This is a genomic window from Streptomyces sp. CAI-85, from assembly GCF_013363615.1.
Taxonomy (GTDB): Bacteria; Actinomycetota; Actinomycetes; order Streptomycetales; family Streptomycetaceae; genus Streptomyces; species Streptomyces antibioticus_B.
In genome coordinates, this window is record NZ_JAANNX010000012.1 from 49357 (window position 1) to 64942 (window position 15586).

Annotated in this window: 9 protein-coding genes; 6 read left to right on the forward strand and 3 right to left on the reverse strand. The window is 75.3% G+C overall.

Translation table 11 applies throughout. The features are described from left to right. The first annotated feature begins 31 nt into the window (after window positions 1–31). The 3 genes from G6W55_RS16650 to G6W55_RS16660 are packed head-to-tail and all read left to right on the forward strand — an operon-like array spanning window position 32 to window position 5347. Entirely contained in the window at window positions 32–853 is an 822-nt protein-coding gene (locus G6W55_RS16650) for a hypothetical protein (protein WP_217687007.1), read from the forward strand. Beyond that, window positions 850–3174 carry a bifunctional serine/threonine-protein kinase/ABC transporter substrate-binding protein gene (locus G6W55_RS16655; protein WP_175521634.1) on the forward strand — a complete coding sequence of 775 codons (2325 nt, stop codon included), beginning with the start codon at window positions 850–852 and terminating at the stop codon, window positions 3172–3174. Before G6W55_RS16650 ends, G6W55_RS16655 begins: the two co-directional genes overlap by 4 nt. 10 nt (window positions 3175–3184) lie before the next feature. Continuing rightward, the gene (locus G6W55_RS16660) at window positions 3185–5347 is read left to right on the forward strand and encodes a bifunctional serine/threonine-protein kinase/ABC transporter substrate-binding protein (RefSeq protein WP_175521635.1); all 2163 of its coding nucleotides are present in this window, start codon (window positions 3185–3187) and stop codon (window positions 5345–5347) included. Between the two features lie 106 nt (window positions 5348–5453). On the opposite strand, the gene G6W55_RS16665 is transcribed toward G6W55_RS16660, so the two are convergent. Continuing rightward, window positions 5454–8306, reverse strand: coding sequence for a helix-turn-helix transcriptional regulator (locus tag G6W55_RS16665; protein WP_175521636.1), 2853 nt, complete (start codon window positions 8304–8306; stop codon window positions 5454–5456). Between the two features lie 236 nt (window positions 8307–8542). Between G6W55_RS16665 and G6W55_RS16670 the strand changes: the two genes are divergently transcribed. Further along, window positions 8543–9544: a WD40 repeat domain-containing protein gene (locus G6W55_RS16670; RefSeq protein WP_175521637.1), complete on the forward strand. Its 1002-nt coding sequence runs from the start codon at window positions 8543–8545 to the stop codon at window positions 9542–9544. A 2-nt stretch (window positions 9545–9546) separates the two neighbouring features. Here the strand turns inward: G6W55_RS16670 and G6W55_RS16675 are convergent, their stop codons facing one another. Next, window positions 9547–11421: an ABC transporter ATP-binding protein gene (locus G6W55_RS16675; protein ID WP_175521714.1), complete on the reverse strand. Its 1875-nt coding sequence runs from the start codon at window positions 11419–11421 to the stop codon at window positions 9547–9549. Between the two features lie 156 nt (window positions 11422–11577). Between G6W55_RS16675 and G6W55_RS16680 the strand changes: the two genes are divergently transcribed. Together G6W55_RS16680 and G6W55_RS16685 are read left to right on the forward strand one after the other, a co-directional pair. Then, window positions 11578–12537, forward strand: a complete 960-nt coding sequence (locus tag G6W55_RS16680; RefSeq protein ID WP_309243737.1) for a lysylphosphatidylglycerol synthase domain-containing protein — start codon at window positions 11578–11580, stop codon at window positions 12535–12537. Between the two features lie 231 nt (window positions 12538–12768). Continuing rightward, window positions 12769–13872 (forward strand): mechanosensitive ion channel family protein, encoded by a 1104-nt coding sequence (locus G6W55_RS16685; RefSeq protein ID WP_175521639.1) that lies wholly within the window; start codon window positions 12769–12771, stop codon window positions 13870–13872. Window positions 13873–13888: 16 nt separating this feature from the next. Here the strand turns inward: G6W55_RS16685 and G6W55_RS16690 are convergent, their stop codons facing one another. Next, the gene (locus tag G6W55_RS16690; RefSeq protein WP_175521640.1) at window positions 13889–15481 is read right to left on the reverse strand and encodes a M1 family metallopeptidase; all 1593 of its coding nucleotides are present in this window, start codon (window positions 15479–15481) and stop codon (window positions 13889–13891) included. Between the last annotated feature and the right edge of the window lie 105 nt (window positions 15482–15586).

Here is a 15586-nt window from a genome sequence, read left to right on the forward strand (position 1 = left end):
CGGGGACGTGTACGGGGGACGAGGGGATCGAGTGGGCGACAAGACCCGCCGACGGCGCCGGAGTTGGGTGCCGCTTCTGGTGACGGGTGTGCTGGTGGGCGGGTGTTCGGCTCCGGGAGGTGACGGGGGCGAGGCGGACGGCCGTGCGGCGTCCGGGTCCGGGCGGCCGCCGTCCGCCGCCGGTGCTCCCTCGCCCGTCTTCACGACTCCCTCCCCCGTCTTCACGCCGGACCCCTCCCTCGTGCCCGCCGGCGTCCAGGACGGGCGGGGGCTCGTCGACGCCGTGGTGTTCACGCCGGCGGACTGGGGGCGCGGCTTCACCGCCCGGAAGCCGGCCGAGAGCACGCCGGGCACGTGGGCCGTGCTGGACGGCGACTGCCGGTGGCAGCGGGAGAGGCTTCCCGCCGGGGTGCTGGCCGGGCTGTCGCGGTACAGCGTGCGGCGGGACGCCGGGGGCGCGGGCTCCGTCACGGTGACGGCCGTGGCCACCGTGCACGCCTCCGTGCTGAGCGCCGACGGACAGCTCGTCACCACCCTGGAGGAGGTGCTGCGCTGTCCGGAGCAGCGGCCCCGGGACGGCGAGCTGATCACCGGGCTGACCTCGACGGGCACGCCCTTCGGCGCCCGTGAGCAGAACTACGCCGACGACTCGGTCCTGGAGGTCGGCCTGTACTCCGAGCGGGGTGGCGCGGCCCAGCCGTACCGGTGGATGCTCGCCCGGCTGGGCACGGTCGTCGTGGCCGTCTCCGTGACCGGCTCGAAGAACCACCCCCAGGCCGAACTGGACCAACTGGGCGGCAACGCCCTCGCCCGGATGCTGGAGCGCGTCCGGCAGCGGCTGGAGGCCAAGTGACGGAGCCGCTGCTCGCCACCGACCCCGCCCGGATCGCGGGACACCGGCTGCTCGGGCGCCTCGGCGCCGGCGGCATGGGCGTGGTGTACCTGGCGCGCTCGCCCGGCGGGACGCTGGTCGCGCTCAAGGTGATCCAGGCCGAGTACGCCGAGGACGGGGCGTTCCGGGAGCGGTTCCGGCGCGAGGCGGACGCCGCCCGCCGGACGAACAGCCCCTGGGTGGCCGGTCTCGTGGACGCGGATCCGGGGGCCGTACAGCCCTGGCTGGCCACCGTGTTCGTGCCGGGCCCCTCGCTCGCCGAGGCGATCGCCGCGCACGGTCCGCTTCCGGTACGGAGTCTGCGCGTCCTGGGCACCCGGCTCGCGGAGGCCCTGCGGGAGCTGCACGCGGCCGGTCTGGTGCACCGGGACGTCAAGCCGGGCAACGTCCTGCTCGCCCCGGACGGGCCCCGGCTGATCGACTTCGGCGTGGCCCGGGCCCCGGAGGACACCTCGCTCACGTCGACCGGGGTCGTCGTCGGCACGCCCGGCTATCTGCCTCCGGAACAGGCCGGGGGCGGGCGGGAGCCGGTGCCGGCCGGTGACGTCTTCTCGCTGGGCTGTGTGCTGGCGCACGCGGCCACCGGGCGGCCCCCGTTCGGCACGGGAGCGGTGGACGGACTGCTCTACCGCACCGCGCACGACGAGCCGGATCTGGAAGGGGTCCCGGCGGAGCTGGCCGAGGTGGTGGGGCGGTGCCTCGCGAAGGAACCGGCCCGGCGGCCGACGGCCGAGGACCTCGCCGACGCCCTTGGCCGGCCGGCCGACGCCACACCGCCCGATCCCCGGGTGGCGTGGCGGACGGACGCCGACGGGACCGCCGTACCGGAGGAGCGTGCGACCGACGACGGGTGGTTGCCCGAGCCCCTGGTCCGGCTGATCGCCGAGCGTTCGGCCGCCTCCCTCGCGCTGCCCGGCGTCGACGACACCGAGGTCGACGCCGGGGGCAAGGCCAGTGGGCCGCTCAGGCGCCGGGTCCTGCTGCTCGGCGTGGGCGTCGGTGCCGCGGCCGTGGCGGTCGGCGGCGGTGCGGCCGTGTGGGCGGCCCTCTCCGACCACGACGACGGCGGCGGCCCGGGCAGCACAAGGAACTCCGGGAAGCCCGTCCGCACCATCGGGCTGCACGCCGATCTGAGCGGTGACCATCGGACCGTCGGCCGGGCCCAGGAGCGTGGACTGCGGCTCGCCGTCGCGGAGTTCAACGCCGACGCGCAGCGGCCGTTCACCCTCGCCGTGCGGACCGTGGACGACGGCGGGGACCCCGGCCGGTCCCGGGCGGCGGCCGCGGAGCTGGTCGCCGACCGTTCCGTGCTCGCGGTGATCGGCGCCACCACGGACGCCACCACCCTCGCCTCGCTGGCCGCCTACGACGCGGCGTCGCTGCCCCTGATCGCGGTGGCGCCCGGCGGCAGCGCGCTCGGCGCGGCGGGCAGCCGGTCGTTCCTCCAGGCGCGGGTGACGGACACGGTCCTGCCGTTCTACCTCGACGTGTATCTGCGCGGCACCGCCGGGTCGCGGAGCGTCGGGATCGTCGACGACCGGGCGGCGGACGCCTACGCCTGGGAGATCAGCAGCACGCTCACCCGGATCCGGCAGAAGGCCCGGCTGCCCGCCGTGCCGAAGGTGGTCAGCGCGCTGCGGTCCGACTTCGGGCCCGCCCTCGACGCCTTCGCCGACGGCGGCGCGGACTCCCTGGTCTTCGCCGGGTACCACGACCGGGCCGCCCTGCTGGCCCGGGAACTGACCCGGCGTGGCTTCCGGGGCGCGCGGACCGCGGCCGAAGGGGTGCTGGACGCCCGGTTCCTGTCCGCCGCCGGGGACGCGGCCGAGGGGTGGGTGATCGTCGCCACGGTCATGGACCCCGCCGCGGCCTCGGCCACGTCCACTGCCTCGGCCACGTCTACTGCCTCCGCCACGTCCACTGCCTCCGCAACGTCCACCGCATCCGACACAGCCGCTGCCTCCGCCGCCCCGGGGGCAGAGGCGTTCAGCGCCGCCCACCGCGAGCGGTACGGCGCGCCGCCGGAGCCGTACGCCGTCGAGACCTACGACGTGGCCCGCATGGTCGCCGACAGGCTGCGCGCCCTGGGCGCCGGGAAGGCGACCCGCGCGCACCTGGCGACGGCGCTGCGCTCGGCGCCCTATCAGGGGATCACGAAGAAGTTCGCGTTCGACGCGAAGACCGGGACGCTGGTCATCGACGGCACCGGCGTCCATCTGTGGAAGGTCGTCGGCGGCCGGTTCGCGTACCAGGGCGTGGCACCCTTCCAGGTGTCCGCCTGAGGGGGTGTCGATGGAGCCGCTGCGCGGTGCCGATCCGGCAGCGATCGGGGGGTACCGGCTGCTGCGCCGGCTCGGTGCGGGCGGTATGGGCGTGGTGTACCTGGGCCGTTCGGCCGGGGGCGCGCTCGCCGCGGTGAAGGTGATCCGCGCGGCGCACGCCGACGACCCGGGCTTCCGGGCGCGGTTCCGGCGTGAGGTGACGGCGGCGGGCCGGGTGGTCAGCCCGTGGGTGGTGCCGCTGCTCGACGCGGATCCGGACGCGCGGTCGCCGTGGCTCGCCACCGCGTTCGTGCCGGGCCCCGCCCTGTCGGAGGCGGTGGCGGAGTGCGGGCCGCTGCCGTACGCCTCGGTCCGCCTCCTGGGCGCGCGGCTCGCCGAGGCGCTGACGGCGGTGCACGCGGCGGGGCTTGTGCACCGGGACGTCAAGCCGGGCAATGTGCTGCTCGCGGTCGACGGCCCCCGGGTGATCGACTTCGGGATCGCCCGTGCCCCGGAGGACACCGCGCTCACCGCGAGCGGGGCGGTGGTCGGCTCGCCCGGCTTCCTCGCCCCGGAGCAGGCCCTCGGCAGGGGGCGGGAGATCGGTCCGGCCGCCGATGTCTTCGCGCTGGGCTGTCTGCTGGCGTACGCCGTGACGGGCGAGCGCCCCTTCGGCGCGGGCGCGACACCGGGCGTGCTGATGCGTACGGTCCACGACGACCCGGATCTGGACGGTGTCCCGGCGCCCCTGCTGCCGCTGCTGCGGAGCTGTCTGTCCAAGGAGCCGGGCGGCCGCCCGGACCTGGCCGAGGTGCGCACGGCCCTTCAGGGCGACAGCGACGACGTGGGGCAACTCCCGGAATCCGTCGCCCGGTTGATCGCCCGCCGCTCCACGGCCGTCCTCGCGCTGCCCGCCGTCGAGGCGACCGAGGTGCCGGGCACGCCGTCGGCCGACACCGTGCCCGGCGGGGACGGGCCGTCGGGCGGCGGCACGCGGCGTCGTCTGCTGGTGCTCGGGTCGGTCGCCGGGGTCCTGGGGGCGGGCGGAACGGCCGCCTGGTGGACGGCGCGTGGGCCCGGACGGAGTCCCGCTGCGGGCGGCGGGGCGCGGCTGCCGCGGCTGGGTCTCGCCGTGCACGCCGACCTGAGCGGCGCGGGCCGTGCCGCCGGGCGGGCCCAGGAGCACGGGGTGCGGCTCGCCGTCGAACGGTTCAACTCCCGTGCCGGGCGCGCCTTCGACCTGGCGCTCCAGGTGCACGACGACGCGGGGAGTCCGGAGCGGGCGCGGCGGGTCGCCCGGCGGCTGATCGGCGACGAGCAGGTCCGCGCGGTGATCGGGCCGACCGGCGACGCCTGCGCCGAGGCCGTCCTCTCCCTCTACGGGAAGGCCCGGCTGCCCATGGTCTCGGTGTCGGTCGGGCTGGTCGGGGTGTCGCCCGTCGCCGACCGGTCGTACGCGGCGCTGCGGCCCGACGACATGACGCTGGCGGCGCCGATCGCCGCGCATCTCGTACGGTCCGTGCCGAAGGGCCGGGCGGTGCTGGTGGACGACGCGGCCGTGGGCGACGCGGGCTGGCAGACCCTCGGGCTGGTGGACGACGCGGTGCGCTCCGCCGAACGCACCACGGTCCGGCGCACGTTCGCCGCCGGGGACGACTCGGACGCCGCGTTCCGTGCCCTGGCCGCGTCGGTGACCGCCGACCGGGCGGACGCGGTGGTGTTCTCCGGCGGGTACGCGCGTACGGCCCGGCTGGCCCGCGCGCTGGCCGCCGCCGGTTTCTCCGGGACGCGGCTGGCCACCCAACGCGCCCTGGACCCCCGCTTTTTGGACGCGGCGGGTGCGGCGGCCGAGGGCTGGGTGTTCGCGGCGGCGTTCCTCGATCCGGTCCGGGTGCCGGCGGCGCGGGCGTTCGTGACCGCGCACCGGGAACGCTTCGGGAGCGCCCCGGGCTGGTACGCGGCCGAGGCGTACGACGCCGCGCTGTTCGTCGCCCGGGCGATGACGGCGCTGGGGGCGTCCCGCGCGGACCGGGCCGCCGTGACCGGGCGGCTGCGCGAGACCGACCACCGGGGCGTGACCAAGCGCCTGCGCTACGACGCGGCCGCCTACCGCTACACCGACGCGATGTATCTGTTCCGGGCGACCGGGGGCGGCTTCCGCTGGCTCGGTGAGTACCGGGACGCCACCGGGTGAGGACGGGTCGGCCCACCGGCTCGGTGCGCACCGGGACGCCGCCGCGTCGAAGGCAGGCGAGGTCTCGGTGCCTGCCGGGACGTGACCGCGTCGGAGGCCGGTGAGGTCAGCCCGTGAACGGGTGGCCCGAGGGGCGGCCCGCCATCAGTGCGGCGAGGGCGGCCCGTGAGGAGACGCCGGTCTTGCGGTAGATGCGGGAGACGTGGGTCTCGACCGTGCGGCGGCTGAGGCAGAGCCGGTCGGCGATGGAGGGGCTGGTGAGGCCCTCGGCGACGAGGCCGGCTATCTCCCGTTCGCGGGCGGTGAGTTCGGCGAGCCGGCGCTCGGGGCCCTCGGGGGCGTCGGCCACCGCGGGGCGGATCGCCTCGGCCAGGCCGGTCAGCATCTCGGCTCCCCCGGCGGCGGCCAGCCGCAGTCCGCGCTGCCAGGCGGCCTGTCCCTGCCGGGGTCCCTCCGGGCCGCCGGCGGCGAGCAGGGGCGCGCCGATGAGCAGCGAGAACGCCTCCCAGAACAGGGCGCCGCTGCGGGCGGCCTCGTCGGCGGCGGCCACGAACAGTTCGGCCGCCGCGCGGGTGTCGCCGAGGCCGAGCGGGATGTGCGCGGCGCTGCGCATCGCCGAGGCCCGCTGTGCGGGCAGGTCGAGCCGCTCGGCCTCCTCGCGGGCCCGCTCGGCCCACTCCTCGGCGGACTCCAGGTCCCCGCCGGCGACGGCGGCCGTCACCAGGACCTCCAGGAACAGCGGGCGCATCGACGGCTGGAGCCGCCGCAGTCCGGGGCCGCCCGCGTACAGCACGGCTTCCCGGGCGCGGGCCGTGTCACCGGCGGTGAGGGCGGCGTAGCCGAGCATGCACCAGGCGATGGAGGCCCACCAGTTGCCGCCGAGACCGGCCGCGGCGACGGCCTCCTCGGCGACGGCGAGGGGGCGGGGGTCGCCGGGCGGGCAGGCGGCGACCACGGCGTGCGCCTTGGTGGCGAGGACGAAGGCGAGGAGTTCGTCGCTGCCGATGCCGCGGGCGATGTCCTCGGCCTCGTCGGAGAGTTCGACCGCCGACACCGGCCGGCAGATCTGGACGTGGACGTGCGCCTTGCACAGCAGCAGATGGGGCAGCAGGTAGAGCTGGCCGGTGCGGCGGGCGATGGCGAGGCCCCGGTCGGCGTGCCGTTCGGCGTCGGCGTGGCGTTCGAGGAACGCCTCCGCCCAGCCCAGCCGGGCCAGTTGCTCGCACAGGCCGGTGAGGTCGTCGTCCGGCAGCGAGTCGACGAGGTCGGCGGCCTGGCGGGCGTAGCGGTCGGCGGCGGCCATCTCGCCCTCGTACGCCTCCCCCAGCGCGGCGACGGACAGGGCGCCCGCCACGCCCACCTCGTCCCCGAGGGCGCGGGCGACCTCCAGGGTGCGGGCGACGTCGGCGCGCACGGTGGGGTAGGAGGTGTCGTGCGGGGCGGAGGAGCCGAGTTCCAGGCCGAGGGCGACCTGGTCGGCGGGCGAGGGGGCGGGGTCGTCGCGGTGCAGTTCGCGGCGGAGCAGGGCGACCGCTTCCGAGTAGCGGCCGAGGTGGCGTTCCATGACGGCGCACAGGACGACGGCGGAGGCGCGGGATCCGGCGCCGTCGCCGCCGGGGTCGGGCATGGCGATCACCTGGTGGAGCAGGTCGCGGCTCTCCCTGAGCTGGCCGCAGGCGCCCAGCGCGCGGGCCCGGGACAGCATCAGCGAGCGGCGTTCGACGGCGTGGTCGGGGGTGTGCGGGAGGTGGCGCAGGACCACGTCGAGCCAGTGGGCGCAGCTCGCGGGCGCGGTGTGGGCGGCCTGTTCGGCGGCCTCGGTGAGGACGGCGACGGTCGCCGGGTCGTAGCCGGACAGGGAGCGTTCGGCGTGGTGGGCGCGCTCGGCCAACGGGGCGCCGGCGCGGGCCAGTTCGGTGGCCGCGAGCCGGTGGGTCTCGGTGCGCTGCCAGGTGTCGGTGCCGTCGTGGACGAGGCTGCGCAGGACGGGGTGGCGCAGTGCGAGGCGGCCGTGCGGGCCGGGGCGCAGCAGGTCGCGCCGGGTGAGTTCGCCGAGGTCGGCGGCGAGGTCGGCCGGGGTGCGGCCGGTGACGGGGGCGAGCAGGGCGGGGGTGGCGTGGTCGCCGAGCGCGGCGACCGTCTCGACGAGCCGGCGCTGCGGTGCGGTGAGCGGGGTGAGTTCGTCGAGGAGCAGGGCGCCGAGGCCGGTGGTGGACAGGCGGCTGACGGAGGCGCCCTCGCGGTGGGCCTGGAGCAGGGCGAGGAGGTAGAGCGGGTTGCCCTCGCTGGCGGTGAAGAGCCGTACGGCCTGGTCGGTGGGGAGTCCCGCGGTGAGCCCTTCGACGCAGTCGCGTTCGGCGAGCGGTCCGAGGACCGTGCGGTGCACGGCGCCGGTGTCGGTGCCGCGGACCAGGGTGGCGGTGAGCGGGGCGGGGCTCTGCCGGGCGCGGCGGGCGACGACCAGCAGGACGCGGGCGCGCGGGGGATGCCGTACGAGGTGGTCGAGGAGTTCCAGGGAGGCGGGGTCGGCCCAGTGCATGTCGTCCAGCACCATCACCAGGGGGTCGGCGGCGGCGTGGGTGAGGAGGGCGGCGGTGGCCCGGTGCAGGCCGAAGCGGTCGGCGCCGCGGGGGGCGCCGGTGAGGACGGGGGCGGCCTCGGCGGCCGCCGGGAACGACTCGCGTACGGCCGGGTCGAGGTCGGCGAAGGCGTCGGTGAACGGCTGGAAGGGGATGTGGCGTTCGTACTCGGTGGCCCGGCCGCGCAGCACACCGGCGCCGAGCCGGGCGGCGCGGCGGCACAGTTCGTGGACGAAGCGGCTCTTGCCGATGCCGGCCTCACCGCTGACGTCGAGCACCGCCGGGCGTCCGTCGGCGTCGCCCACCAGGTCCGCCAACGCACGGTCGACGCGCGCCAGTTCGGCGTCTCTGCCGATCAGCGGTGTCCGTTCCGTCGTCATCCCTCACGCCCCCGCGCCCCGTGGTGGTCTGTCCGGTCATTCTGTCGTACGTCACGGACAGTCCCCTCCGTCCCGTCGTGCGACGGCCGGATCTCGCGCCTCGGGGGTAAGTACCTGCCGCCGGGCGGCGATTACGTAACCGGCCTACGTAACACCACGGTCGTCACGGCCCGCCGCGTCGCGAAGGATCACGCTCCGGCACGGCGGGGCAGGACGCGGGGGACGAGGAGGACGGTGTGGGCAGGTTCCGGTTCCGACCGGTGTACGAGGCGGTCTGCGAGGTCACGGTGGGCGGCCGCGTGCTCGTGGCGTACGCGGGGCATCGCAAGGTGATCCGGCTGGCGGATCCGGTGGCCCGCGAGGACGTGGCCGTTCTCTCCGGGCCGCGCACCTGGGTGCGGGCGCTGTGCGAGGTGCGGGCGGACGGCAGGCCGCTGCTGGCGTCCGGTGGGCGGGACGGTGTGGTCCGGCTGCTGGACCTGGACGGCGGGGGCGCCCGGGTGGCGGACCTGCGAGGGCACCGCGGCTGGGTGAACGCCCTGTGCACGGTCGAGGTGGCGGGGCGCGAGCTGCTGGCGTCGGCGGGCCGGGACCGGGTGCTCAGGCTGTGGGACCCGGTCGACGGCCGGCTGGTGCGCGCGGTCGACACGGGGCGCGGCCGTGGCTGGATCTTCGCGCTGACCTCGGTGCGGACGGGCGGGCGCACCCTGCTGGCCGCCGGGCACGGCACCGGCTCGGTGACGGTGTGGGACGCGGAGTCCGGTGAGCCGGAGGTGGAGCTGACGGGGCACCGCGGGTTCGTGTGGACGCTGTGCGAGGTACCCGACGACAAGGTCCCGGACGGCAAGGTGTCCGGCGGCGAGGTGTCCGGCGGCGAGGGCGCCCTGCTGGCCTCCGCGGGCCGGGACGGGCTGATCCGGCTGTGGGACCTTCAAGGGCGGCGCGAGGTACGGGCGTTCACGTCGGGCACCGGCCCGGTGTTCGCCCTGTGCCGGGCGGACGTCGGCGGGCGGACCCTGCTGGTGGCGGGCGGCGACGGCCCCGGCACCGCCGTCTGGGACCCCGCCACCGGCGAACGCGCCGCCTCCCTGGGCCTGGACCTGGCCGGTCTGATCAGCGGTCACGGCTGGGTGCGCGGCGCCTGCCAGGTCCGTCCGGCCGAGGGCCCTCCTCTGATCGTCACCGCGGGCTACGACGACGGGCCCCGCGTGTGGGACGTGACGAAGGAGATCACCTGACCTCAGGGCAGGGCGGGCGCCGCCGGCTCCTCGAACTGGGTGCGGTACAGCTCGGCGTAACGGCCGTCGGCGGCCAGCAGGCTGTCGTGGGTGCCGCGTTCGACGATGCGGCCGTTCTCCACGACGAGGATGAGGTCGGCGGCGCGCACGGTGGACAGCCGGTGGGCGATGACGACGGCGGTACGGCCGCTGAGGGCCTCGGTGAGCGCCTCCTGCACGGCCGCCTCGGAGGTGTTGTCGAGGTGGGCGGTCGCCTCGTCCAGGATGACCACGCGCTGGCGGGCCAGCAGCAGCCGGGCGATGGTCATGCGCTGGCGTTCGCCGCCGGAGAGCCGGTAGCCGCGTTCGCCGACGACGGTGTCGAGGCCGTCGGGCAGGGCGCGGACCAGGTCGTCCAGGCGGGCGCGGCGCAGCGCGTCCCACAGGTCGTCCTCGTCGGCGGCCGGCCGGGCGAGCAGCAGGTTGGCGCGGACGGTGTCGTGGAAGAGGTGGCCGTCCTGGGTGACCATGCCGAGGGTGGCCCGCAGCGAGGCGGCGGTCAGGTCGCGGACGTCGACGCCGCCGATCCGGACGGCGCCGGCGTCGACGTCGTACAGGCGCGGCAGGAGCTGGGCGACGGTGGACTTGCCGGCGCCGGAGGAGCCGACGAGGGCGACGGTCCGGCCGGGTTCGGCGCGGAAGGAGATGCCGTGCAGCACCTCGGCGCCGCCGCGGGTGTCGAGGCCGGCGACCTCCTCCAGTGAGGCGAGGGAGACCTTGTCGGCGGACGGGTAGCCGAAGCGGACGTCCTCGAACTCGACGGAGACGGGTCCTTCGGGGACCTCGCGGGCGTCGGGCTTCTCCTCGATGAGCGGTGTCAGGTCGAGCACCTCGAAGACCCGCTCGAAGCTGACGAGGGCGCTCATCACCTCGACGCGGGCTCCGGCGAGCGAGGTGAGGGGCGCGTACAGGCGGGTGAGGAGCAGGGCGAGGGCGACGACGGCGCCGGGGTCGAGGGTGCCGTCCAGGGCGAGCCGGCCGCCGAGGCCGTAGACGAGGGCGAGGGCCAGGGCGGAGACGAGGGTGAGGGAGGTGATGAACACCGACTGGGCGGTCGCGGTGCGTACGCCGATGTCACGGACACGGGAGGCGCGTTCGGCGAACTGGGCGGACTCGTCCTCGGGGCGGCCGAAGAGCTTGACGAGGGTGGCGCCGGGCGCGGAGAACCGTTCGGTCATCCGGGTGCCCATCGCGGCGTCGAGGGTGGCCGCCTCGCGCTGCATCCCGGCCATCCTGCGGCCCATCCGGCGGGCCGGGATCACGAACACCGGCAGCAGGACGAGCGCGAGCAGGGTGACCTGCCAGGACAGGGTGAGCATGACGGCGAGGGTGAGGACCAGGGTGACCAGGTTGGCGACGACTCCGGAGAGGGTGTTGCTGAACGCGCGCTGAGCGCCGATCACGTCGTTGTTGAGTCGGGAGACGAGCGCTCCCGTACGGGTACGTGTGAAGAACGCGACCGGCATTTTCTGCACATGATCGAACACGGCCGTGCGCAGATCGAGGATGAGCCCCTCCCCGAGCGTCGCCGACAGCCTCCTGCCCAGGATGCCGAGCGCCGCCTCCAGTACCGCGATCCCCGCGATCAGCAGGGCGAGGCGTACGACCGTGTCCGCGTCGCCGTGCGACACGATCGCGTCGACGACCCGTCCGGCGAGGACGGGGGTGGCGACGGCGAGCAGCGCGGACACCACCCCGAGCAGGACGAAGTGCGTGATCCGGCGGCGGTGCGGCCGGGCGAACGCGCCGATGCGGCGCAGGGTGGCGGGGTCGAAGGGGCGGCGTTCCTGCTGGGCGTTCATGACGCTGTACAACTGCGTCCACGCCGTGGCGTCCATGCTCATGGCAGCGAACGTAGAACCTCGACCAATGTTGAGGTCAAGCCCGGTGCCGGCCCGGTGTCTCCCCGTGCGAAGGATCCGATGACCGTACGAAACGTCCCGTCCCCGCTGCCGCAACCCCTGGTTGGTCCGGTGCGGCGACCCTCTGCGAGTGTGACGACCGTCCCGCTCCCCCGTGCTCCCCGGCGGTTCCCCGTCCGCCGGGTCCTGTGTCTCGTGCCGGTGCTGCTGGTGTCCGTGGTCGCGGTGCGGCACCACGCGGTGCTGGCCGAGGGCCTCGGCCGGCTGCGCACCGCCGAGTGGCCCTGGCTGCTGGCGGCGGCCGCGGTCACCTGTCTGACGTGGGTGGCGGCGGCCGTCACCCGGCAGGGCGCCGTGGTGGAGCGGCTGCCCCGGCTGCGGCTGCTGGCCACCCAGTTCGCGGCGGGCGCCGCCAACCATCTGCTGCCGACCGGGCTCGGCGCGAGCGCCGTCAATCTGCGGTTCATGACCGTGTGCGGGGTGCCGCTGGCCCGCTCCTCGGCGGCCCTCGCGCTGTATCTGCTGGCCGAGGGTGTCGCCCGGGTCGGCCTGCTGGCGGTGCTGCTGCTGTCCTTCCCGGACGCGCTGCGGTTCGGCGCGCTGCTGCCGGAGTCGGCGTTCGGCCCGCTCCTGGCCGCCGCGGCGGCGGCCGTGCTCCTCGCGGCCACCGCGCTGGTCCTCGTACGGCGGCTGCGGCGGGCGGTGTGGTCGTTCCTGCGGACGGCGCTCGGCGAGGCGCGCTCGGTGCACAGCCGTCCCGCCAGGGCGCTGGCGCTGTGGGGCGGTGCGCTGGCGTTCCCGGTGCTCCAGGCGTCGGCGCTGGTCACGGTGGGTCTGGCGCTGGGGCTTCCGGTGCCGGTGGCGCACATGGCGGTGGCGTATCTGGCGGCGACGGTCGCGGTGGCGCTGGTGCCCACCCCGGGCGGGATCGGCTCGGTGGAGGCGGCGCTGGTGCTGGCGCTGGTCGCGGCGGGCGCCCCCGCGGCACCGGCGACGGCGGTGGTGCTCGCCTTCCGGGCGGTCACCGTCTGGCTGCCGTTGCTGCCGGGGGCGTTGACGCTGGGGGCGCTGGTGCGGCTGAAGGTGATCTGAGCGACGCGCGCGCCGACCCCGGTACGGCTGTGAACTGGCCGAAGACGTCCGCCCGTCGGGGCCGCGGGGTACGAACAGCCCTGCCGGATACGGCAGGATGAACGGTCGCGCCCGTGTTCGGCGGAGGCGCGACCGCACATCCCGGAAACGAGCAGGTGACAAGGTGACGAGTCTTCACATCCGGCCCCCGGCGGCCCGGTTCGCGGCACGGCGGTCCTCCGGAGGCGGCCGGTGAACCGCGCGCTCACTCTGGACGACGGTGTCCTGGCCGGTATCGCGCTGGCCGCGGGCCTCCTGGTGGCCTTCCTGTCGCGCGGGGTGCTGCGCTGGCTGGCCAAGCACGCCAAGCGCACCAAGTGGAACGGCGACGACGTGGTGGTGGACGCGCTGCGCACGGTCGTGCCGTGGTCCGCGATCGCGGGCGGCGCGGCGGCGGCCGCGGCGGTGCTGCCGCTGACCCGGGCGGTCCAGCACACCGTCAACCAGTGCCTGACGGTGCTGCTGATCTTCGCGGTGACGGTGTCGGCGGCCCGGGTGGTCGCGGGGCTCGTGCAGTCCGTGACCTCCTCACGGTCCGGGGTCGCCGGGTCGGCCACGATCTTCGTGAACATCACCCGGGTGCTGGTCCTCGCGATCGGCTTCCTGGTGGCGCTCCAGAGCCTCGGCATCTCCATAGCGCCGATGCTCACCGCCCTGGGCGTCGGCGGTCTGGCCGTGGCGCTGGCCCTCCAGGACACGCTGGCCAACCTCTTCGCGGGCATCCACATCCTCGCCTCGAAGACCGTGCAGCCCGGTGACTACATCCGGCTGAGCAGCGGCGAGGAGGGCTATGTCGAGGACATCAACTGGCGTCAGACGACGGTGCGGGCGCTGTCCAACAACCTCGTCGTCATCCCCAACGGGCAGCTCGCCAAGACGAACATGACCAACTTCATGCGCCCCGAGCAGCAGTTGACGATCCTGGTGCAGGTCGGGGTGGCCTACGACAGCGATCTGGAGCATGTGGAGCAGGTGACGACGGAGGTCGTCGCCGAGGTGATGACGGAGATCACCGGAGCGGTCCCGGAGCATGAACCGGCGGTGCGTTTCCACACGTTCGGCGACAGCCGGATCGGGTTCACGGTGATCCTGGGCGTGGGCGAGTTCAGCGACCAGTACCGGATCAAGCACGAGTTCATCAAGCGGCTGCACCGCCGCTTCCGGGAGGAGGGCATCCGGATCCCGGCGCCCGCCCGGAACGTCTCGCTCCAGCCGGGCGCCGCGGTGGTCATCCCGCAGCAGCGCACCGCGGACGAGGCGGGCGACCTGTTCGCCGCCGCCCGCCTCGACACCTGATCGTTCGTCAACTGCCTCAGAGAGTCGCGGAGTTCTCGTGCCGGCGCGCGCCCGTCGGGCGCCGGTGCGGGGCGACGAGGGACGGCGGCACCGGGGTGACCGTCCAGTCGGGGTGGCCCGGCATCCGCGGGGTCGTCGTGCCGTACAGCCAGTCCCGCAGGAAGCCGGAGACGTCCTGGCCCGAGACCCGGGAGGCGACGGCGATGTAGTCGTCGGTGGACGCCGAGGCGTTGCGGTACCGGGCGAGGAAGGCCCGCTCGACGGCGCCGAAGGCGTCCTCGCCGATCAACTGCCGCAGCGCGTACAGGACGAGGACGCCGCCCAGGTAGCGCTGGGAGTCGAAGAGGGTGGCCGCCGTGGGCGCGGCGACCGGGCCCGAGGTCCTGCGCCACTGGTCGCCGAGCGCGTACGTCGCCCGCATCCGGGCCTCCAGGGTGGTCAGGCCCAGGGAGTCCGGCCAGCCGCGTTCGTAGCGGTAGAGCAGACCGTAGAAGTCGGCGTGGCCCTCGTTGAGCCAGAGGTCGGCCCAGGTGGCGGGGCTGACGCTGTTGCCGAAGTAGGAGTGGACCAGCTCGTGCATCATGTGCGAGCCGATCTTGGGCTCCTCCTGGAGGAGGTAGTTCGGCTTGTACAGGGTGAGGGTCTGGGTCTCCAGGCCGGTGAAGTCGAAGGCGTCCGGGGCGTCGTTGTTGCAGGGCAGCAGCCCGTACGTCTCGAAGGGGTAGGCGCCGAGGCGCTGTTCGACCCAGTCCACCAGGGCCGGGGTGAGCGCGAGGGCGGGTTCCAGGGCGGCGGCGCGGGCGACGGGGACGACATCGCGCAGGGGCAGCCCGTGCGGGCCCTGCCGCTCCTTGACCACGTAGTCGCCGACGGTGATCTGGACGACCTCGGTGGCGATCGGCGAGCGGGAGCGGTAGGTGTACGCGGTCCGGTCGCCGGACAGGGCCTCGGTGCGCACCAGGGAGCCGCTGGCGACGGCCGTCAGGGCGGCCGGGACGGTGATGCGGAAGCTGAAGTCCGCCTTGTCCGAGGGGTGGTCGTTGCAGGGGAAGACGGTGTGCGCGGAGTCGGGCTGCGGGCAGATCGCGAAGCCGTCCGGGGTGGGCACCCAGGCGGTGTGCGGGAGGGTGCGGCGCGGGTCCGCTCCGTAGGTCACGCGCACGCGGGCCTTGGCGCCGTCGGGCAGCGCCCAGGCCGGGGTGATCCGCAGCTTTTCGGCCACCTGTTCGAACTCGGCGGGGCGGTCGTCGACGCTCACGGAGCGCACGTCGAGCCCCAGGGCGTCCAGGGAGAACCGGGTGAGGCGGCGGGTGGTCCGGATCCGCAGCGTGGCCGTGGCGTCCACCAGCGCCGTACCGGCGTCGTAGGCGAGGTCCAGGTGGTAGGCGCGGACCCGGTAGCCGTCGTTGCCGAGGTCCGGGTAGACCGGGTCCCCGAGGGTCTCGGGCGCGGGTGCCGGACCGCCCCCACCGGTCCGGGCGGCCGCGCCGGCCGTGCCGTCCGCGCCGGGCGCCGTGGTCGTGGCGTGGGCGGCGTTCTGGCCGGTCAGGGCGGCGGCGGTGCCGAGCAGGGCGGCCGCGGGTGCCGTCACTCTGGTGCGATATCTCATGGTCCGCTTTCGATCGGGCGGCCGGGTGGTCGGTCCGGCCGTCGGATGAGTCGACGATCTACCTCCTTGACGGACGAAGCGGCGGGCTCGGTTGCTCCGGACGGG